Annotated in this window: 13 protein-coding genes; 2 read left to right on the top strand and 11 right to left on the bottom strand. The window is 71.3% G+C overall.

The features are described from left to right. The first annotated feature begins 69 nt into the window (after nt 1-69). Together FHS39_RS24795 and FHS39_RS24790 are read left to right on the top strand one after the other, a co-directional pair. Nucleotides 70-882: an alpha/beta fold hydrolase gene (locus FHS39_RS24795; RefSeq protein ID WP_184351728.1), complete on the top strand. Its 813-nt coding sequence runs from the start codon at nt 70-72 to the stop codon at nt 880-882. 6 nt (nt 883-888) lie between these two features. Next, nucleotides 889-2151: a hypothetical protein gene (locus tag FHS39_RS24790; RefSeq protein WP_184351727.1), complete on the top strand. Its 1263-nt coding sequence runs from the start codon at nt 889-891 to the stop codon at nt 2149-2151. 84 nt (nt 2152-2235) lie between these two features. On the opposite strand, the gene FHS39_RS24785 is transcribed toward FHS39_RS24790, so the two are convergent. The 11 genes from FHS39_RS24785 to FHS39_RS24735 form a co-directional block, all read right to left on the bottom strand. Beyond that, nucleotides 2236-2946, bottom strand: coding sequence for a DUF4097 family beta strand repeat-containing protein (locus FHS39_RS24785; RefSeq protein ID WP_184351726.1), 711 nt, complete (start codon nt 2944-2946; stop codon nt 2236-2238). A 180-nt stretch (nt 2947-3126) separates the two neighbouring features. Then, entirely contained in the window at nt 3127-4128 is a 1002-nt protein-coding gene (locus FHS39_RS24780) for a beta-ketoacyl-ACP synthase 3 (protein WP_184351725.1), read from the bottom strand. A gap of 148 nt (nt 4129-4276) precedes the next feature. Then, complete coding sequence (locus tag FHS39_RS24775; protein WP_246470483.1) at nt 4277-4561, bottom strand: acyl carrier protein; 285 nt, start codon at nt 4559-4561, stop codon at nt 4277-4279. Between the two features lie 50 nt (nt 4562-4611). Beyond that, a complete protein-coding gene (locus tag FHS39_RS24770; RefSeq protein WP_184351724.1) occupies nt 4612-6354 on the bottom strand; it encodes an acyl-CoA dehydrogenase family protein in 1743 nt (580 codons plus the stop codon). After that, nucleotides 6351-8123: an acyl-CoA dehydrogenase family protein gene (locus tag FHS39_RS24765; RefSeq protein ID WP_184351723.1), complete on the bottom strand. Its 1773-nt coding sequence runs from the start codon at nt 8121-8123 to the stop codon at nt 6351-6353. Before FHS39_RS24765 ends, FHS39_RS24770 begins: the two co-directional genes overlap by 4 nt. Further along, a complete protein-coding gene (locus tag FHS39_RS24760; protein WP_184351722.1) occupies nt 8120-9868 on the bottom strand; it encodes a fatty acyl-AMP ligase in 1749 nt (582 codons plus the stop codon). The genes FHS39_RS24765 and FHS39_RS24760 overlap by 4 nt, the downstream gene beginning before the upstream one ends. A gap of 33 nt (nt 9869-9901) precedes the next feature. Beyond that, nucleotides 9902-11329, bottom strand: a complete 1428-nt coding sequence (locus FHS39_RS24755) for a condensation domain-containing protein (protein ID WP_184351721.1) — start codon at nt 11327-11329, stop codon at nt 9902-9904. Further along, complete coding sequence (locus tag FHS39_RS24750; RefSeq protein WP_343069733.1) at nt 11326-12099, bottom strand: thioesterase II family protein; 774 nt, start codon at nt 12097-12099, stop codon at nt 11326-11328. The genes FHS39_RS24755 and FHS39_RS24750 overlap by 4 nt, the downstream gene beginning before the upstream one ends. A 294-nt stretch (nt 12100-12393) precedes the next feature. Beyond that, nucleotides 12394-13599 (bottom strand): cytochrome P450 family protein, encoded by a 1206-nt coding sequence (locus FHS39_RS24745; RefSeq protein ID WP_184351719.1) that lies wholly within the window; start codon nt 13597-13599, stop codon nt 12394-12396. Nucleotides 13600-13687: 88 nt separating this feature from the next. Beyond that, nucleotides 13688-15250, bottom strand: a complete 1563-nt coding sequence (locus tag FHS39_RS24740; protein ID WP_184351718.1) for an amino acid adenylation domain-containing protein — start codon at nt 15248-15250, stop codon at nt 13688-13690. Between the two features lie 115 nt (nt 15251-15365). Then, on the bottom strand, nt 15366-20027 hold the full coding sequence (locus tag FHS39_RS24735) for a non-ribosomal peptide synthetase (RefSeq protein ID WP_184351717.1): 4662 nt from the start codon (nt 20025-20027) through the stop codon (nt 15366-15368). Nucleotides 20028-20043: the final 16 nt, after the last annotated feature.

Here is a 20043-nt window from a genome sequence, read left to right as displayed (position 1 = left end):
TCCCGCGCGTAGTCTCGTGCCGCCCCTTCGATCTTCCCCAGGCCCTGCGCCGGAGCGATCTGGAGAGAGATGGACACACTGGAGAGCGGCACGCTGACCGCGCCGGGCGCGCGGCTGTACTTCGAAGTGCGCGGCGCCGGGCCGCTGTTGCTGCTCATTCCGGGCGGCGCCTCCGACGCCGAGGTCTTCCGGGGCCTGGCCGACGAGCTCGCCGCCCGCCACCGCGTCGTCACCTACGACCCGCGCGGCATCTCCCGCAGTCTCCTCGACGGACCGCCACCCGAACCGTGGCTCGACACCCAGGCCGACGACGCCGCCCGGCTGCTCGACCACGTCGCCGAAGCCGACGAGCCGGTGCGGGTGTTCGGCAGTTGTGCAGGCGCCCTGATCGCCCTGGAGCTCATGGTCCGCGATCCGCAGAGGATCCGGCTCGTGGTCGCCCATGAGCCGCCCGCCATGGGGCTGTTGCCGGATGCGGCACGACACGCCGCGTTCTTCGACCGGGTGCACGCGACGTACCGCCGGGAAGGCGTCCCGGCGGCCCTGGACAGGCTCCGGGCCGTCTTCAGCGACAGGCCGGCCCCACCGCTCCCCGAAGCAGCCGACAACAGCGACTTCTTCCTCTCCCACGTGATGCTGCCCTCCACCCGCTGCGTGCCCGACGTCACCGCCCTGGCGGCCGTGGCGGACCGCCTCGTCATGGCCGGTGGCCGGGGATCGCGCACCTACGACGTGGGGCGCCCGGTGGCTGTCCTGGCGCAACGGCTCGGCCGGGAACTCGTGGAGTTCCCCGGTGGTCACGCAGGCTACGCCAAGCACCCCGAACCCTTCGCCGGGCAGCTCACGGGAATCCTCGCCGGCGCACAGCCTGCACTCGGCTGACGCGCCATGCGCATCCTCATGGGCGCCCAGAACTGCGGCTTCGGCCCGGCCTCCGTCCTCGTCGCCGTCTCCCGGCTGCTCCCCGGACACGAGCGGGTGTTCGTGGGGGACGGTGTCGCGGCGGAGTTCGCCCGCCGCAACGCCGCCGCCTTCGACGGCATCCACGAGCTCACCGAGCCGCACCGGAACGGAGCCATGCTCCTCGACCGGCTGCTGGTGGAGAGCGACCACGTCGTCTCCGTCATGGACGCCGACCTCGTCCTGCGCTCCGTCGTGGCGCGCCGTCCGGCGGTCCTGGTGGATTGCCTGTTCGGCTTCTGGCAGCACCACCACTCCCTGGCGCGGATCCGCGAGCTGTGCGCGACCGTTCCCCGCACCTCCTACACGGCGGCACGCCGTCACTTGGCCTGCCTCTCGCCGCACGAGCGCATCCTCGCCGCCCATCTGCTGGCCGACCACAGCGTGGTCCAGAACTTCCCCGGCGTCTCGCGGCGCATGGCCGAGTTCACCGCCGCCGGCGCGGACCGCGCGATGCATCTGACCGGTCCGCTCGTCGACCTGGAAGGCCTGCGGGAGGCGGGCAAAGACGAACCGGCAATCGACGGGCACGACTACGACCTGCTGATCAACACCGGCGGCTTCAAGAACTTCCTCCTGGACTTCGAGGCCAACAACGACTACCTCCGGCTCGTCGACCGCTGGATCCCGGATCTCCTCGCCGACTGGCCGCGGTTCACCCGCGTCCTGGTCTGCGGCGGCCCGTACGCCGGACACCGCGGCGGCACCGACCGGGCATCCGGACGAATGGTCGACCGCCGGTTCCTGCCCCAGCGCGAGCTGCTGCGACAGGTGGCGAGGACACCGCACTCCCTCCTCGCCCCCGGCCTGTCGGCGCTCCACGAGGCCACGCTGCTCGGCCAGTTGCACTTGGCGCTCCCCGAACAGCACTACGCGCACACGTTCACCATCCGGAACCTCGCGAACACCCTCTTCGGGCACCTGGCCGGCCGGTTCGCGGACGTCCTGCCCGGTCACGCGGTGCCCGAGGACGACTACGCCGGGACCGAGGCCCTCGTGACCGTCGCCGGCCGGGTCCTCCAGGACGACGGCCTCTACGCGCGGTTCCGCAGCACGTTCAACGAACGCATCGAGCGGTACCTCTTCCTCACGCCGGAACAGCGGCGCGAGGGGGTGGCGGAACTGCGCCGCGTCCTCGACGGCCCTCCCGCCCCCTCGGTGATCGCCTCGATCCTCACGGCGGCCCGGTGACCGGATGCGGGGGTGGCGGGTGCCGCACACACCAATGCCGCTGTACGGCCCGGGGGTGGCCGTACAGCGGCAGGCGGAGGGCCCTCAGTGGATGTGAAGGCCTCCGTTCGCGGTGGCTACGGTGAGGGAGTGTGCCGCGTTGCGGTCGTTCGGCAGGTCGACCTCGGGCGTGGAACCGGTGCTGTGCGCATCGATGCTGTAGCCCGCTCCCTTGGGTACGGAGAGGTCGACGGCGCCGCTCTTGGTGCTGATGTTCACGCTGGTGGGGGCGGCCGCGAAGGTGGCGTCTACCGCTCCGGCCGTCGTGGAGACGTCGGCTTGCGGGGACCGGGAGTCGGTCAGCTTGACCTGGCCGTTCCCGCTGTGCAGGGACAGCGGTCCGGTGGTGCGCCTGGTGGTGATGGCGCCGTTGCCCGTCCGCAGGTCCAGCTTGCCTCCGAGCCCGTCCGCGACGATCTCGGAGTTGCCGCTCTTCACCTGCACCTGCATGGTGGCCGGGACCGTGATGTGCAGTTGCAGGTCGCACGAGCCGGAACAGCCCGCGGTCACCGTGGCGGTGTCTCCCGTCTTGGTCGCCGACACCTGAGGTGCCTTGTCGGAATAGTTGCCCGTCGCGGAGACCTCCACGCGCGAATCACCGCCCGCGGTCAACGTGACGCCGACACCCGGCGTGTCCACCCGCAGCACCATTCCGGGCTGCACGTCGACCTGGTTCGTCTGGGAGAAATCGGTGCCGTTCATCGCCTTGGTCGGGTTGCAGCCCGTGAGGGCGGCGGTGATGGCGAGTGCTGCCAAACCTGTTCCGATGTACCGGCGCGAGAGGCGAAGTGACGTATTGATGGGGGAACTCCTCGTCTTCAGGAAGGGCAGCTGTCCGCTGGTAACCATCCGGTCATACGCTAGCCAGTGATCGTCGGGGTGGGCCACGCTGGCAACCCACGAGCCGGGGGTAGGGATAACCCACCTATCGAGGGGTTACGGCAACGCGACCACCGTCGCGGCATAGGAAAGGCCCGCCCCATAGCCCAGGAGAAGCGCCAGCCCGCCCGAACGGACCTCGCCGGCACTCAAGAGCGCTTCCATGGCCAGCGGAATCGATGCTCCCGACGTATTGCCGGTGGTGACGATGTCCCGGGCGACCACGACGTGTTCGGGCAATCGGATGCCTCTCGCCAAGGCGTCGATGATCCGCACATTGGCCTGGTGCGGAATGAAGGCGTCGAGGTCACCCGCCTCAACTCCCGCGACGTCCAATGCCTCTTGGGCGACCTTCGCCATTTCGTAGACGGCCCACCGGAAAACCTTCTGGCCGTCCTGTCGCAGCGCGGGCCATCGCTGATTGGGGGCGTCCCGCAGTTCTCCCCAGGAGACGGTCTGGGAGATCGCGTCGGTCTGGGAGCCGTCGGCCCCCCACACCACGGGCGCGATGCCGGGCGTGGCCGCGGGGCCGAGAACCACAGCGCCCGCGCCGTCGCCGAAGATGAAGGCGGTGGACCTGTCCTCGAGGTCGAGCAGGTCCGTCATCCGCTCGGCGCCGATCACCAGGACATGCCGCCCCCGGCTGCGGACCGTGTCCGCGGCCAGGGCGAGGCCGTGGACGAACCCCGCGCACCCCGCGGAGATGTCGAAGGCGGCCGCCTCGACGGCACCGATGCGGTGCGAGACCTCTGCCGCGACGGCGGGCGTCTGTTTCAGATGGGTGAAGGTCGCGACAATGACGCAGTCGATTGCGTCCGCTTGAACTCCGGCGGCTGCGAGGGCTTTCTCCGCCGCGAGCGACGCCATCTCGGCGATCGATTCGTCAGGGGCCGCCCAGCGCCTGGTGACGATGCCGGTGCGGGAGCGGATCCATTCGTCCGACGATTCGATGTACTGGCATATCTCGTCGTTGTCGACGATGCGGTGCGGCCGGTGCGTGCCGACCCCCAAAAGGGCAGGTGCACACTGCGACGGCGATGAGTTGAGACGTGGGGTCACGATACGCTCCGTCCGGAATCGGGTGCGGGAAGAGTCCACCGGCAGCGCCCGGGGGCACGGCCCGGCCCCTTCCCGCACCGCGGTCAGGAGCCGATGCCGTTGCCGATGTGCCCGGACACCGACGCCGGTTGACGGGAATGCAGGACGGTCACACCCTTTCGCTGAGGGCTTCGTGCAGGAAACCGGTGATCGCATCGATCGTCGGATAGTCCCAGGCGAGCGTGGACTTGACCTCGATGCCGTACTCGTCCTCCACATCGCCGCAGAGGGTCAGCGCGAAGATGGAGTCGAGTCCGTAGTCGAGGAGTTTGACATCGGACCTGATGTCGGTCACCGGCTGTTCGAGGTAGGAAGCCACGAGGTTGAGCAGCATGTCGCGGATCTCCTCGGAGGAGACAACCTGTGCGGTGGATTCCGGAGCGGACGTCGTCATGTCCACATTCCTTTCGGGGTTGGCGTGTTGGGGCCGGGGGCTGCGGTGGCTCAGAAGAGGCGGCGGCCGACCAGATCGAATGCCCGGTGCTCCGCGTGCCGGGTGAGCAGTTCGGTGAAGACGTGCCGGGCGGCGTCCCCGGCGCCGGGCAGTGGGTCGTACCCGAGCCGGGTCGTCAGTCGGTCCAGGGCGCTGATCAGCCACGCCGTGTCCCGCATGAACGGGTTGGGGTGGTCCTGGTTGTGCCACCACATGCCCAGGCAGGCGGCTGCCGCGAGCACGACGGCGTAGCGTTCCGCCAGTTCGAAGCCGACCGGGCCCGCGAAGGGCGTGCGGTTGCGCGGGGACAGGCCGCGCCAGCCGACCGTCAGGGCACGCAGCTCGCCGACGAGCCGTTCGCACAGCTCCCGCAGCACCGGATCGCTTTGGACCTCCTGTCCGACGTCCAGCAGGGTCGCCATGACCTGGTCGTCGGGGCCCGCGTTGGCCTGCAGCCGCCCGAAGTCCAGGTCCGGGAGGGTCTGGCCCAGCCGGAAGAGGGCCGGGTCCGGTGCGGAGGAGACGAACCAGCTCTTCCGTGCCAGCCGCGGCAGCTGCGGGATGATCGTGGCCAGGCAGACGGTGGCACCGGAGTGCGCCAGGGCCGCCACGGGAAGGTCCCGGAAGTGCTTCTGGAACGCCCCGTGCGGCCCCTCGCGGAGGAAGGAGCGGGCGCCGAGCAGCACCGCGAGCCGGTCGGCCGCACCTTGTTCGATCTCGGGGACCAGGTACTTCGTGGCCGCCGCGTACACGCTGGTCTGGCGGGGCAGCACGTGCAGCGCCCGGCACGCCGTGGTCGTCATGGCGTCACAGATGAGCAGGTCGGTGAAGGCGCCCGCCAGTTCCGCCTCCGCATGCGGGAGTTCGGCCACGGTCCGGCCGTACAGCCTGCGCTGTACTCCGAAGCCGGTCACGGTCCGCAGCATGGTGTCGAGCAGGCCGAGGGTCGCCCCGCTCGCCACCGATTTGGTGACCTGGAAGCACCGCAGGATGGTCTCCATGGCGTCGCCGTACTCGCCGATCGCCGCTGAGACGGGCAGCGGGCAGTCCAGGAACTCCACCCCGCCCAGGTGGGTCCCCCGCATCCCCGAGGTGTGGTACCTCGGCAGGAAGCGCAGGCGGTCGCGCGGCACGGTCGCCGGGTCCACCAGGAACAGCGTGTGGCTGCGGCTGCCCGGCTCCTCGCTGGTCCTGGCCAGCACGGTGATGGCGTGAGCCCGCGCGACGTTGTTGATCACCTCTTTGCGGCCGTCGAGCACGATGTCGCCGTCCCGCTCCGTGGCCCGCAGCCGGGTACGGGCCAGGTCGTCGCCGTAGGCGAGTTCGGTGATCGCGCCGGCGGTCGGGCGGTTGTCCAGCAGCACGGAGGCCAGCCAGCGCTGCTGGTCCGCGCCGCCGGCCGCCCAGACGGTGGACGAGGCGATGAGGTTGATCGCGCCGTGCCCCAGGCCCAGCGCACCGTCGTGACGGAAGACGGTGCGCAGCACCCGGGCGAGGTCGTCGGCCTGGCCGAGCCGGCCGCCCAGTGCCCGGGGCACGAATTCCGCGCCGATGCCGTAGGCCTCCAGCACCTTCCTGCCGGCCGGCAGGAAGTCCCCGCGTTCGTCCGCGTCGACGAACGCCTGGTGACCCACCGGATTCGCGAGGTCGTCCGGGTCGCCGAAGAGCGCTTCCAGGGTGTCCGGGGTGTCCAGGTCGGCGAGCGGACCGCGACGTTCGGCCGGCTGCCGGGACAGGTTTTCGGTGACGGTCATGCGGGGGTCCCTAGCCGTGAATAGGGCAGCAATGAGGGCAGCTGTCCGGAGGTGTGCTGGGCGACGAGCGGCTCCACCAGCCGGTCGACGGCCTCTTCGGGGTCCCGGCCGCCCTCGGCGACGAGGTGCTCGGTGCGCACGGGGCGGAGCCGACCCACCAGGGTGACCAGGCAGCACTCCAGCCACAGGCCCGATTCCCACAGTCCGTGGGTGGCCTCGGCGTCGACGGCCGACCGGTTGCGGAGCCAGAGCTGGAGGGCGGCCGCCGCCGCGAAGCAGCGGGCGTAGTCCTCGGCCAGCTTGAAGGCGTGGGCGGGTGCCGCCACGGGGGTCGGCTTGTGCCGGCCGATCCGTTCGGTTACCTCTTCCAGCACCTCGGCGAATTCGGCGGCGTGCGCGGCCAGGGAGTGGGGCACGGCGCCCGCGTCGGCAAGCGACCGCAGTTCCCGGGCGGCGGCCGGTACCGCGTGCAGCAGGCCGCTGCTCCGGCGGGGCAGCAGCTCCAGGGCTGCCGGGTCCAGGTCGGGCAGGGCTTCGGTGAACGTACTCGCGGTGCGCAGCCCGGCCTCGTCCGCCGGGCCGCGCCGGTGCGCGCGGGCGATGAGCGGGAACTGGTTGATCAGCGAGTTGAGGTTGATCACCGAACTGCCGTCGAAGATGCCGACGATCCGGTGGTCGCGCAGTACCTTCTGGAACCGGCCGTGCTCGAAGGTGTCCCCGCGGAGCAGGGAGCGGGTGCCCACCAGCCGGGACAGCCTGGCGAGGGCCTGGTCCACCAGTGTGGGGACCAGGTACTTGGTCACCGCGGAGGTGATCGACAACTCGCCGGGGAGCGCGTGCAGGGCTCGCGACGCGAACAGGGTGAGGGCCTCGGCGGTCAGCAGGTCGGCGTAGGAGCGGGCGAGCAGCCGCCGCGACTGGGGAAGCTCGATCAGCGGCTTGCCGTGGTTGTGCCGGGCGAGCGCGTACGCCGTCGCCATGTCGAGTGCCTGGTCGGCCGCGCCCAGCGACAGCCCGGCGCACAGCGTCCGGGTCAGCTGGAGGCTCTTCAGCACGATCTCCAGGCCGTCGCCTTCCGCGCCGATCAGCGCGGAGTGGTCCACGGCGGCGTCGGAGAACGCCACTCCGCTGATGTCGGCGCCGCGGATGCCGTGCAGCCGCGCCGCCGGGAGCGTCCTGAAGCTCGTGGGGTCCAGCCGCCGCTTGTCGATCAGCAGCACGCTGAATCCGCGCGAGCCGCCCTCGGGCGCGGTGCGGGCCAGTACGCACACCAGGTCGCCCCGGGTGGCGTTGTTGATCAGCCACTTCTCGCCGGACACCCGGTATCCGCCGGCGGTGCGCTCGGCGCTGACGTCACCGGCGAGCAGATCGCTCCCGTGCTCCCGTTCGGTCAGTCCCCAGGACACGGCCGTCCCCCGGGCCACCTCGGCGCCGAGCTCCCGGGCCTGCCGCGGATCGCCGCCGACCCACACCGACGCCGCGCCGAGGAAGGTCTTGCCGTGCGCGATGGCGACGGTCAGGTCGCGGCGGGCGATGGTGCGCACGATCTGCAGGGTGTCCCCGAAGTTGCGCAGCGCTCCGCCGTGGGCGACGGGCACGTAGTGCGCGGGGAGGCCGAGCAGGTCCAGCTCCCGGCAGATCTCCAGCGGGAATTCCTCCCGCTCGTCCAGGGCGAGGGAGCGGGCGTGGGAGAAGAGGCGCCCGGTGTCCCGGGGATCGCCCAGGAGGCGGTCGAACTCCGCCGCGGCGGCGTACGCGAGATGACTCATGCCGCGGCGCCCGCCCGGTAGCGTCGGCTGACCTCGGGGCTGAGGTCCTCGTGGACGGGCTTCAGGCCGCCGGTCATGAACAGCTCCCGCATCAGCGCGCGCTGGACCTTGCCGCTGGTGGTCCTGCGGATGTGCCCGGGGCGCAGCAGCACCACGCTGGGCAGCCGGATGCCGAGGGACTCCGCGAGCTGTTCCCGGATGCCGCGGGCCAGCTCGTCGAGGTCGAGTCCGGCGCTCTCGACGGGGCTGAGCTCGTGCATGACCACGATCTCCTCCTGGTCGGCGGGCACCGAGCAGGCGCTGCCCTGGAGGCCCTGGAGGGCGGGGTGGAGGCCGGAGGTCTCGCGCTCGATGTCGTGCGGGTAGAGGTTGCGCCCGTGGACGATGAGGACGTCCTTGCTGCGACCGGTGATGTAGAGCTCGCCGTCGTCCAGCACGCCGAGGTCGCCGGTGCGCAGGAAGCCCGTCTCGCCTTCGGCGGTGGTGGCCTGGAAGGCCCGCTCGGTCTCGGCCTCGTTGTTCCAGTAGCCGACCGCGAGGCTTTCGCCGCGCAGCCAGACCTCGCCGACCCGGCCGTCGGGCTGGGTGACGCCGGTCTGCGGGTCCACGATGCGTATCTCGAGCCGGTCGACGGGGCCGCTGCTCACCATCAGCGGGCCGTCGCCCGTCTCGGGCTGCCGGGTGAAGGCGTTGCGCTCCAGCTCGGCGCCGTCGATCCTGGTGATGAGCTGGTCGCGGCCGTGCGGGGTGCCGGTGACGAGGAGCGTGGCCTCGGCCATTCCGTAGCTGGGCTTGACGGCGTCCGGCCGCAGGCCTGCGGGGGCGAAGTGCTTGTTGAAGCGGTCCACGGTGGCGGCGATGACCGGCTCCGCGCCGTTGACCGCGGCCTGCAGCGTGGACAGATCCAGTTGGGCGAGCTGCTTCTCGGACACCCGCTGCGCGCACAGGTCGTAGGCGAAGTTGGGTGCCGCCGTGAAGGTGCCGCGGTAGTCGTGGAACAGCCGCAGCCAGGCGTGCGGGCGCCGCAGGAAGTCCCCGGGGGCCATCAGCACCGCCGTGCCGCCGAGCAGGAGCGGCGTCAGCAGCATGCCGATGAGGCCCATGTCGTGGTAGAGCGGCAGCCAGCTGCAGGACGCGGTCTCGGAGTCCAGGCCGAAGGCGCCCGCGATGTAGCGGAGGTTGGCGGTCAGTGCGCGGTGCGGGACGATGACGCCCTTGGGGTCGCTGGTCGAGCCCGAGGTGTACTGGAGGAAGGCCACCGTGTCGTCGTGGATCTCCGGGGCGGTCCAGTCCGGGTTCTCGCCGAACTCGGTGGCGTCGGTGGCGACGCACGGCAGGTCCTCCAGCCCGGACTGCTGGACGGCCTCGGTCACCGATTCCAGGTGGCCCGAGTCGGTGAGCACCAGCCGGACCTGGGCGTTGGTGGCGATGGCGGCGGTGCGGGAGCCGCGTCTGCCGTTGTTGTCCGGCACGGGAGCGGGCACCGCGATGACCCCGGCGTACAGGCAGCCGACGAAGGCCCGTACGAAGTCCAGCCCGTTGGGGTAGAGCAGCAGTACCCGGTCGCCCACCTCGCAGTGGGTGCGCAGCCAGCCGGCGATGGCCCGTGCCTCGCGGTCCAGTTCGGCGTAGCTCACCCGCTCCGCCAGCTGCTCGGCGCCGCGCATCCGCACAAAGACGGTCGCGTCCTTCTCCGGTACCGTCCGTGCGTGCTGCAGGAGCCGGTCCACCAGGTTGTCGCGCATAGCCGCAGTCCCTTCTTCGTGACGTGAGAGTGCTCAGACGTGAGCGGGGGTGACGTTGACGCGGGTCGCGCCGTTGCCGCGCCCGGGCGGGCGCCGGACTTCGGCCGGGTCCCAGAGCCGGGCGGTGGCGATGCGGGAGTCCGGGTTCCCGGTGGCGACATCGATCGCGCGGAGGAAGTGCTGGGCCAGCCGCAGGACGGTCGCGGGCTCGTAGAGGTGTGTGTCGTAGCGGAAGTCGAGGGCCATTGCGTCGGCGCCCTGGAGGACGTCGACGGCCAGGTCCAGCTGACCTTCCTGCTGGGGCACGTGGCAGGGGCCCAGGAGCAGCCCGGCGTGCCGCGTGACGTGTTCGGGATGCGTCGTGTCCAGTACGGGCTGGAGCGCGGCGTCGAGGTGGGCCGTCGCCAGCATATTGAACGTGATCTGGTACAGGGGGGAGCGCCCGGCGGCCCGTGGGGTGCCCGCCGTGCGGGCGAGCAGCGAGAAGGGGTACCGGGCCGCTTCCATGCCGAGCTTGAGCTGCTCGTCGGCCGCCAGCACGGCCTCCCGGAACGTCGAGCGCGGGTGGAAGGCCGACCGCATGACCACGGTGTTCATGAAGTTGCCCACCACGTCGCGCATCCTGCTGCTGAGCCGTGTGGTGGTCGGCACGCCGATGGCGAAGTCGGGCTGCCGGGTGTGGCGGTGCAACACGCTCTGGAAGAGGCCGAGCAGCACGGCGTACGGGGTGACTTCGAGCGCTGCCGCGAACTGCCGTACGGCGTCGGTCGCCTCCGGTGCGACGGTCACCCGCAGGGTGTCCCCCGCGAACGCCTGGGTCGCCGGCCGGGTGTGGTCGGTGGGCAGGGCGGCGGGTGTCGAGCCCAGGCTCACGCCGCTCCAGTACTGCTTCATGGCGGCGCCCCGGCCCGATTCGAGCAGCCGGCGTTCCTTGTCGACGTGGTCCCCGTAGCCGGCGGTGATCGGCCGTAGTGCGGCGGGCGTGCCGTCGGTGAGCTCCCGGTAGATCTGGAGGAGGTCGCGGAGCAGCAGCGTGTTCGACACCGCGTCGGTGGAGATGTGGTGGCCCGCCACGACCAGGGCGGCATCCTCGGGCCCTCTGGTCAGCAGCACGATCCGGAACGGCACCTCTTCGCGGAGCGAGAAGGGGGCGTTGAGTGCGGAGCGGACGGCCGTGTGGAAGTCCTCGTCGGCGGCGCCGGGGTGCTCGCGCTCGGTGAGGCGGACGGGGCCGTCGGGCGACTCCACGCGTACCGGGCGGCCGTCGGCCTCGGCGTATCGCGAGCGGAGCATCTCGTGGCGTGCGCCGAGCGCGGCCACGGCCTGCCGCAGTGCCGGGACGTCGACGGCCGAGAGGACGCGGACGGCGATGCCGGTGTTGTACACGCCGCTCTGCGGGGCCAGTTCGTGCAGGAACCACTGGGCTTCCTGCCCGTGGGTGAGGGGGTGGACGATGCTCATCGAACGGCCCCGGAGTGCCGGGCGGACACGGGCTCCGCCGGTCGGGCCGAGGGGCGCCGTGCTCCGGCCATCCCGATTGCCTTTGCCAGGCGGATGTCGTCCCTGAGGTGTCCGACCATGTGGAGCAGGAGCTCGGCCTCGTGTGCTTCGAGGTAGAAGTGGCCGCCGGGGAAGGAGCGGTATGCGAAGCCCGCGGTGGTCAGTTCCGACCAGGCGCACATCGCGTCGGGCGGGCAGTCGGGATCCTCGTCGCCGGCGTAGGCCACGACGGGGCTCTTGGCCTTGGTGAGCTTCGGCTGGTAGGTCTCGACGAGACGGAAGTCGGCCCGCAGTGTGGGGAGCGCGATCTCCAGCAGTTCGGGGTGCTCCATGGCGCTCGCGGTCGACAGCCCCAGCCGCTTGACCTCGTCGAGCATGGTCTCGGCGTCTTCGAGGTGCAGGTTCGACGGCTCCGCCCGGTGCGGCGCCGGCTGTCCGGAGAGGAACAACCGGACCGGCTGGACTCCGTGGCGCGCTTCGAGCCGGAGGGCGACCTCGTAGGCCACGGCGGCGCCCATGCTGTGCCCGAACAGCGCCAGCGGAGTTCCGAGGTAGGGGGCGAGCGCATCGACCGCCTGGTCGGCCAGGTCCTCCATGCTTTCGGCATACGGTTCCCCGAAACGGGCCTGCCGTCCGGGATAGCACGCCGCCATGAGTTCCATTCCGGCCGGCAGATGCCGTGCCCAGCCGTTGAAGAAACTCGGTACGCCTCCCGCGTGCGCAAAGCACACCAGGCGCAGATCGGGATCGGTGGTCGTGCCGTGTCTTTGGAACCAATTGCCGCCCGTATGGGTCACAGGTCTCCTCCAGGACAGCCGATATATGAGCGCGGTCGGTTGCGCAGCTCTACCGTGCAAGGAGGGCCTATATGGCGGCTATATGGTCCGGTTGAAGCGGGCCCGCCGACAAGGGAATTGCCGGGGCCGTGGCTTTTGCGTGACGGACTGCGGGGCGATCCGCCGGGCCGTCGGCAGCCCTGCGGATCGCCCCGCTTCATTGCTCGGTGCTCTGTGCGTATTCCTGCGTTACCAGCGCACGGGGAGCGTGCGCAGCCCGCGCAGCAGGCTCGGCCGCCACTCGGGAGCGGCGGCCTCGTCGAGGGCGAGGCCCGGGAAGCGCTTGAGCAGATCGGTCAGCGCGACGACGGCTTCGAGCCGGGCGAGCTGGGCGCCGAGGCAGTAGTGGATGCCGTGGCTGAAGGCGAGTTGGGCGCGGTTCGCGGTCAGGTCGCGGTGGATGTCGAAGCGGTCGGGGTCCGGGAAGTAGGCGGCGTCACGGTTGGCGGAGGCGAGGGAGAGCACGACGCGCTCGCCCTGCGGGATGTCTGTGCCCGCCAGCGTCAGGGGCTCGGAGGTGTAGCGGTAGGCGGCGACCTGGATGGGGGGCTCGTAGCGCAGCGTCTCCTCGATGGTGCCGTCCAGGAGACCGGGGTCGGCGCGGAGCGCGGCGAGCTGGTCCGGGTTCCGCAACAGGAGGTGGACGGCGCTGGAGATGAGGTTGACGGTCGTCTCGTGTCCGGCGACGAGTAACAGGAAGGCCATGCCGAGGAGTTCGTCGGGCGAGAGCCGGTCGTTGTCCTCGTCCTGGGCGCGGGCGAGGACGTGCAGGAGGTCGGCGTCCGCCCCGGCGGTACGGCGTCGCTTCTCCTCGATGAGGCCGGTGAGGTATTCGGTCATCGCCGCCGCCGCTGCTCCGGCGGCCGCGGCGGCTTCCGGGCCGGTGACGTCGACGAGCTTGTTGGACCAGCCGAGGAAGGTCTCGCGGTCCGCGGCCGGGACGCCGAGCAGCTCGCAGATGGCCGTGATCGGCAAAGGGATGGCGTAGGCGCTGACGAGATCCGTGCGGCCGGAGGAGGCCACCGCGTCGAGGAGTTCGGCGGAGATCTCCTCGATGCGCGAGCGCAGCTTCCCGATGCGGCGAGCGGTGAACTGGCGCGAGACGAGGGTCCGGAGGCGGGTGTGGTCCGGCGGGTCGGCCTTGAGCATGTTGCGGCCGACCGCGGAGTCGTCCTCCCGGTACGCGGCCGAGTGCCGGCTGTCGTTGCACAGCCGGGAGTCGGCGAGGGCGGTGCGGACGGTGTCGTATCCGAAGACCATCCATACCGTCTCGCCGCCCGGCATCCGCAGTTGTCGGACGGGGCCGTCGGCGCCGATTTTCCGGTAGGCCGAGTAGGGGTCGGCGAAGAAGTCGGGGGCGGCTGAGGTCAGTTCGGTGACGTGGCCGGTGGGCATGATGGCTCCCAAACAAGTGGTGGTGAGCCCCCGCTGTCGTTCTGGCGAACCCGCCGGCACCGCCCGGCAACGGGCCGGGCCGTGGAGGTCAGGCCGACCGGCTGTGTCCGGCCGGTCGACGGGTGATTCGCCCGGGTTGAGGCAGCGCGCGGTAGTCGACTTTCCCGCTGGTGTTCAACGGGATTCGACTGATCGCCATAAACGTGGGGGGAATCATGTAATCGGGAAGTGTCGCTGCGAGATGTGCTCGCAGGGCGGCGACATCGGGCCGGCGACCCGGCACGGGGACCAGGTACGCAATGAGCCGCTTATCGCCTTCGCCGGATTCGCGGACGGTGACCACGGCGTCACGCACATCGGGAAACTCGGTCAATCGCGCTTGGATTTCGCCAAGTTCGATGCGGTAACCACGTATCTTCACCTGGTCGTCGACCCGGCTTATGAACTCTATCGCGTAACCGGAAGACTGCCGTACCAGATCGCCGGTGCGATACAGACGTGATCCGGGCGCCCCGAAGGGATCGGGCACGAACCGTTCCGCCGTAAGGCCGGGGCGGCCCGCGTAGCCGCGGGCCAGGCCCTCGCCGCCGAGGTGGAGCTCGCCGGCCCCGCCGTCCGGGACGGGCCGGCCGGAGGTGTCCAGCACGTGCGTCTGCGTGCGCGCGAGCGGGCCGCCCAGGAGCACCTGCTCCACCTCGCCGGGCACCTCCCAGAAGGTCGACCAGATGGTCGTCTCGGTCGGCCCGTACACATTGGTCAGCCCGGCGACGCGGCCGCGCAGTTCGCGGGCCAGTCCCGTCGGCAGCGCCTCCCCGCCGACCAGGGCCCGCACCGCCGGACGGTCGAAGCCGGAGGCCAGCAACAGCCGCCAGCCGGAGGGCGTCGCCTGCACATCGGTGACCTCGTGCGCGTCCATCAGCCGCAGCAGGGCCGCCGGGTCCTTCGCCTCGGCGTCGGAGGCCACCACCATCCGGCCTCCGGAAGCCAGCGGCACGTACATCTCCACGCCCGAGATGTCGAAGGAGACCGAGGTGCTCGCCAGCCAGGTGCCCCCACGGCCCGCCCCGGCATCGTCGAGGAGGGAGCACACCAGGTTGGCCAGCGCCCGCTGTCTGACCATCACGCCCTTCGGGGTCCCGGTCGAGCCCGAGGTGTACATGAGGTAGGCCAGCTGCTCCGGGTCGGTGGCGCGGTCCGGTGCGGTGGACGGGAGCGCCTCGACGGCCGCCCGGTCGTCGTCGAGCGCCAGGACGGTGCCGCGGTATCCGGGCGGGATCGGGGCGGACGACTGCGAGAGGCAGATGAGGACGGGCGCGCCGCTGTCCTCGAGCATGTACTCCAGCCGTTGGACGGGCAGGGCCGTGTCGAGCGGCAGGTATGCCGCGCCGGCCTTCCACACGCCGAGCAGGGCCGCCGGCAGGTCCCTTCCACGCGGCAGGCACACCCCGACCGGGACGTCTGCCGCGGCGCCCAGTTCGATCAGCCGGTGCGCGATCCGGTTGGCCTGCCGGTCCAGTTCCCGGTAGCTGCTCGTCGTGCCACCGGCGATCACCGCGACCGCCTCGGGCACCCGGGCTGCCTGCGCTTCGATCAGGTCGATCAGGAGTCCGGAGGGCGGCGTGGTGGCGCCGTACTCGCGTGCTGCGTTCACGGTTTTCCCTTTCTTGCCCTTGCGGGCTCGCGTGCCCTTGTGGGCTCGGGTCGAGGCATGGCGACGGCGCATCCGGGCGCCAGGACGGTGGCACCCGGATGCGCCGGTTCGAGGCTCAGGCCGACTGGTCCGCGGCCTGCACGTCGTGTTCGAGCAGTTCCTCCTCGGACATCTGCTCGATCTCGGCCCTGATGTGGTCCTCCACGGCTTGCGCCAGCGAGCGGACGGTCGGGTGCTCGAAGACGGTTCGCAGGGACAGGTCGATGCCGAATTCGTCCTGCAGGGTGGAGGTCATCCGGATCGCCAGGATGGAATGGCCGCCGAGTTCGAAGAAGCTGTCCTCGACGCCGACCCGCTCCCGGCCGAGGATCTCCGACCAGATGCCCGCGATGATCTCCTCGACCTGGGTGCCGGGGGCCTGGTAGCGGCCGGCGGAACGCTCCACCGAGGGCAGGGCGCTGCGGTCGAGCTTTCCGTTGGGCGTCAGCGGCAGGGCGTCCACGACCGCGAAGGCCGAGGGGACCATGTAGTCGGGCAGTGCCGCGGAGATCCGCTCCCGCACGGCGTCGGCGTCGGTCTCCTGGCCGTCGGCGGCAACGAGGTAGGCGACCAGGGACTTCTCGCCCTCCTGCTCCTCCTGGACGACGACGGCCGCCCCCTGGACACCGGGCTCGGCCGTGAGCGCGGCCTCGATCTCCCCGAGTTCGATGCGGTAGCCGCGGATCTTGACCTGGTTGTCCGCCCGGCCGAGGAAGGCGATGCTGCCGTCGGCCAGCCGGCGCACCAGGTCACCGGTGCGGTACAGGCGTGCGCCCGGTGTGCCGAAGGGGTTCGGGACGAATCGGTCGGCCGTGAGCCCGGGCCGGTCGAGGTAGCCCCGGGCCAGGCCGTCACCGCCGATGTACAGCTCGCCGATCACGCCCGTGGGCACGGGACGCGCGGTGTCGTCCAGCACGTGGGTCGTCATGTTGGGCAGCGGCCGCCCCAGCGGAACGGTGGCGGTCTGCTCCTCGTCGACGGGGTGGATCGTGGTGCCGATGGACGTCTCGGTCGGCCCGTACTCGTTGATCAGGCGCTCGGGGCCCAGCAGTTCGAGCCAGTGGTTGGCCGTCCGGGCCGGCAGCGCCTCGCCCGCGACCAGCACCACGTTCGCCAGGCCCGCGGCCTGTTCGGGGGTGAGCTGGTGGCTGAGCAGGTCGAGGTGGCCCGGTGTGAGCTTGATGAAGCTGTACGGTCCGGACGCGACGAGCGCCTGCCCCAGACCGGTCAGGTCGTCGAGGTCCGACAGCAGGTGGACCGGCCGGCCGGAGATCAGCGGGGCGTAGACGTTGGTCGCCGGCAGGTCGAAGGCGATGGACGAGAACAGCGGGGCCCCGCCCTCGCCGACGACCAGGTCACGGGCCGCCCACCGCAGGTGGTTGGCGAGACCGTGCTGGGTGACCATGACGCCCTTGGGCTTCCCCGTGGAGCCCGAGGTGTAGATGACGTAGGCCAGGTGCTCGGGGTCCGCCGACCGCGGCGGCGGACCGTCCGGCTGCTCTGCGAGCCGTTCGGCCTCCTGGTCGACGAGCAGCCTGGTGCCCGCGAACGATTCCGTCAGCCCGGTCAGCTCCGACGTGCTCACCAGGATCGACGCCCCGCTGTCCGCCAGGACGTGCCCCAGCCGCTCGGCCGGGTTGGCGGGGTCGATCGGCACGTACGCCGCGCCCGCCTTCCAGACGCCGAGCAGGGAGCGGACGAGGTCCGGGCCGCGGTGGAGGCACACGCCGACGAGGGTGTCGGGGCCCGCCCCCAGCGCGCGCAGCCGGTGCGCGATCCGGTTGGCCTCGCGGTCCAGGTCCCGGTAGGTGACGCGCGCCGGGCCCGCCACCAGGGCGACGGCATCGGGGGTCTTGTCGGCCTGGGCCTCGAAGAGGTCGATCACCGAGCCGGCATCCCACTCGGTCCGCGTGGCGTTCCAGCGCTCGGTCACGTCCCCGAGCTCCTGTGCCGGGACGATGTCCAGCGTGGACAGCCGGGATTCGGAGGTGTCCACCGCCGCCGTGAGCAGCTGGACGAAGTGCCGGGCGAAACGCTCGACCGTGCCGCGCTCGAACAGGGACGTCGCGTACTCGACGACACCGACCAGCTCACCGTCGTCCTCGGTGCGCAGGTACAGGGTCAGGTCGGTCTTCGACACCTGGCGGCTGCCGACGAGGAGGTCGTAGTCGGTGTCTCCCGGCAGGCCGCCGGACACCTGTGCATCGTTGAAGTTGAACGCGACCTGGTAGAGCGGCGTCCTGGACAGGTCCCGGTCCGGGCGCAGCTCCTCGACCAGGTGCTCGAACGACACCTGCTGTCGCGCGAACGCGGCCAGGCTGGTGTCCCGCACCCGGTCCAGGGCCTGCGAGAAGCTGAGGTCGGGGTCCAGCCGGCAGCGCATCACCAGGGAGTTGATGAAGAACCCGACCACCGGTTCGGTCTCCGGCTGGTTGCGGCCCGCGACCGGCACGCCGACGCTGACGTCCCACTGCCCGCTGTACCGGGCGAGAAGCGCGGAGAACGCTGTCAGCAGCGTCATGAACGGGCTGGCCTCGTGGCGCCGGCCGAGGGCGATCACCTGCTCCGCCAGCGGCACCGGAATCCTGATGGGCACCAGTGCACCGCGCGGGTCCCGCTCGGCGGGCCGCGGACGGTCGGTCGGCAGTTCCACGGGGGCCGCGCCCCGCAGTTCCTCGCGCCAGAACTCGATCTGCTCGCCGAGGCTGTCCTTGTCCCTGAACTCGCGCTGCCACACGGCGTAGTCCGCGTACTGGATGTCCGGCTCCGCCAGTTCGGGCTCACGGCCCGAGTGGTAGGCCGTGCAGAGCTCGCGCAGCTCCCGCTCCAGCACGGTGGCGGACCAGCCGTCGCAGGCGATGTGGTGGACCGTGATGAACAGGAGCTGCTCCCGGCCGTCCTCGCGGGCCAGCAGCGCTCGCCACACCTCGCCGGACGCGAGGTCGAAGCCGGCTTCGAACTGCTCGTGGACCATCGCGTCCAGGTCATGCGGCGGGCAGTCCACCACGCGCAGATCGACCGGCCGGGCCTCTTCGATGATCTGCATGGGCTCGTCGGCGCGGCTGATGTAGCGGGTGCGCAGCGACTCGTGCCGGACGGCCAGCGTCAAGAGCGCGCGGCGCACCGTGTCCGCGGTGATGTCCGAGGGCAGGCGGAGGAAGAGGGGGACGATCCATTCCGCACTGTCGGGGTGCATGGTGCTCAGCAGCCACACCCGGCGCTGCCCGAAGGACAGCGGAAGCGGTTCGTCGCGCGGGACGACGGCGATCGGCGGCGTGCCCTGGCCGGCGGCCCGGATCAGCTCCGCCTGCCGCTCCACCGTGACCGCCTGGTAGAGGTCGGCGAGGGCCACCTCCTTGCCGGTGGCCGCCCGGATCCGCTTGGTCAGCTGGGCCAGCAGCAGCGAATACCCGCCGAGCTGGAAGAAGTCGTCCGTCGCGCCGACGTCGTCGACCTCCAGCAGTTCCGACCAGGCCTCGGCGACCACCCGCTCCTCCGGGGTGCGCGGGGCCACGTACGGGGGGCGTTCGGAGTCGAGGAGCAGCAGGGAGTCCGGCAGCTCCAGGTCTTCCGTGTCGGTCTCGATCCGGCCGTAGTACTCCAGGGTGCCGTCGTTGCGCCAGCGGACGAGCGCCCCGGTCCGGTGGATCCGGCTGCCCGGCTCGCCGTAGGGGTCCGGGACGAAGCGCTCGGCGGTCAGTCCGGGGCGGCCGCGCCATCCGTGCGCCGCGGGGGGCACGGCCAGGTGCAGTTCGCCCGGGAGGCCCACGGGCATGGGCTCGCCGAGTTCGTCCAGGACGACGATCCGGTTCTCGTCGACCGGGTGGCCGAGCGTCGACGTCTCGGCGGCCTGGTGCGGTTCGTGCAGGACGGTGGCGATCGGCAGGCCGCATTCGCCTTGGCCGTAGGCGATCGTCAGGCTCACCGGGGCCCGGGCCGACAGCCGTCCGAGCAGCTCGGCGTCCGCTCCGGGGTCCAGCTCCGGCTCGGAACTCATCACCAGGCGGAGCGAAGCGGGCCAGGCCGAGTGGTCCGCCAGCTCGCCCAGCAGCTCGCGGGGCGCCGCCAGGACCGTGGCCTGGTGGTCCGCGGCGAGGCCCAGCAGTCCGGGGCCGTCCGCGCCGGCTTCAGGTGCCGGGAACACTGCCGTCGCGCCGTTCACGAGGGCGGCCAGCAGCGTCCCGTAGCAGGCGGCCTCGTCGAGGTTGCCGCCGTACACCACCCGGTCGGAGTCGGCCAGGCCGTGGTGTCCCACGAGCGATGACGCGTAGTCGGCCAGGGTGCCGCGGTCGACCACCAGGCCGACGTCGCCCGCTCCGTAGCCGACGAAGGCGGGGGCGTCGTCGCATCCGGGTGCTTCTCCGGCATCGTCCGGGCAGAGCGCGATCTTTTCCCATGCGGTGTCCAGGCACAGCACGTCGACACCGCTGTTCTCCGCGGCGGCGATGTCCGTGCCGCCGGTCAGCAGGACGTCGACTCGCGCGTCGCGCACGATCCGGTCGAGCCGGTCGGCGGGCGTGTCCCGCGGCAGGAGGACCAGGGCCGCTCCCGACTTCCCTATGCCGAGGAGCGATACGACCAGTTGGGCGCCGGACGCCGGATACAGCCCCACCGTGCTGCCCGCACCGATGCCGCGGCCGCGCAGGAAGTTCGCCATCCTGCGGGCATCCGCCTCCAATTCCCCATAGCTGATCCGGCGGCTGCCCTCAATGACGGCCACCGCACTCGGGGATTGCATCGAGCGCTGCGCGACG

The sequence above is a fragment of the Streptomyces olivoverticillatus genome, assembly GCF_014203555.1.
Taxonomy (GTDB): Bacteria; Actinomycetota; Actinomycetes; order Streptomycetales; family Streptomycetaceae; genus Streptomyces; species Streptomyces olivoverticillatus.
The sequence above is the reverse complement of the archived record's forward strand: the minus strand, read 5'-3'. Positions and strand labels throughout refer to the sequence as shown.

What these genes read in the sequence shown, in the direction of transcription:
- FHS39_RS24735 (WP_184351717.1), bottom strand. Translation starts at nt 20,027, where the DNA reads ATGCAATCCCCGAGTGCGGTGGCCGTCATTGAGGGCAGCCGCCGGATC.
- FHS39_RS24755 (WP_184351721.1), bottom strand. Translation starts at nt 11,329, where the DNA reads ATGAGCATCGTCCACCCCCTCACCCACGGGCAGGAAGCCCAGTGGTTC.
- FHS39_RS24775 (WP_246470483.1), bottom strand. Translation starts at nt 4,561, where the DNA reads ATGACGACGTCCGCTCCGGAATCCACCGCACAGGTTGTCTCCTCCGAG.
- FHS39_RS24770 (WP_184351724.1), bottom strand. Translation starts at nt 6,354, where the DNA reads ATGACCGTCACCGAAAACCTGTCCCGGCAGCCGGCCGAACGTCGCGGT.
- FHS39_RS24765 (WP_184351723.1), bottom strand. Translation starts at nt 8,123, where the DNA reads ATGAGTCATCTCGCGTACGCCGCCGCGGCGGAGTTCGACCGCCTCCTG.
- FHS39_RS24795 (WP_184351728.1), top strand. Translation starts at nt 70, where the DNA reads ATGGACACACTGGAGAGCGGCACGCTGACCGCGCCGGGCGCGCGGCTG.
- FHS39_RS24745 (WP_184351719.1), bottom strand. Translation starts at nt 13,599, where the DNA reads ATGCCCACCGGCCACGTCACCGAACTGACCTCAGCCGCCCCCGACTTC.
- FHS39_RS24790 (WP_184351727.1), top strand. Translation starts at nt 889, where the DNA reads ATGCGCATCCTCATGGGCGCCCAGAACTGCGGCTTCGGCCCGGCCTCC.
- FHS39_RS24760 (WP_184351722.1), bottom strand. Translation starts at nt 9,868, where the DNA reads ATGCGCGACAACCTGGTGGACCGGCTCCTGCAGCACGCACGGACGGTA.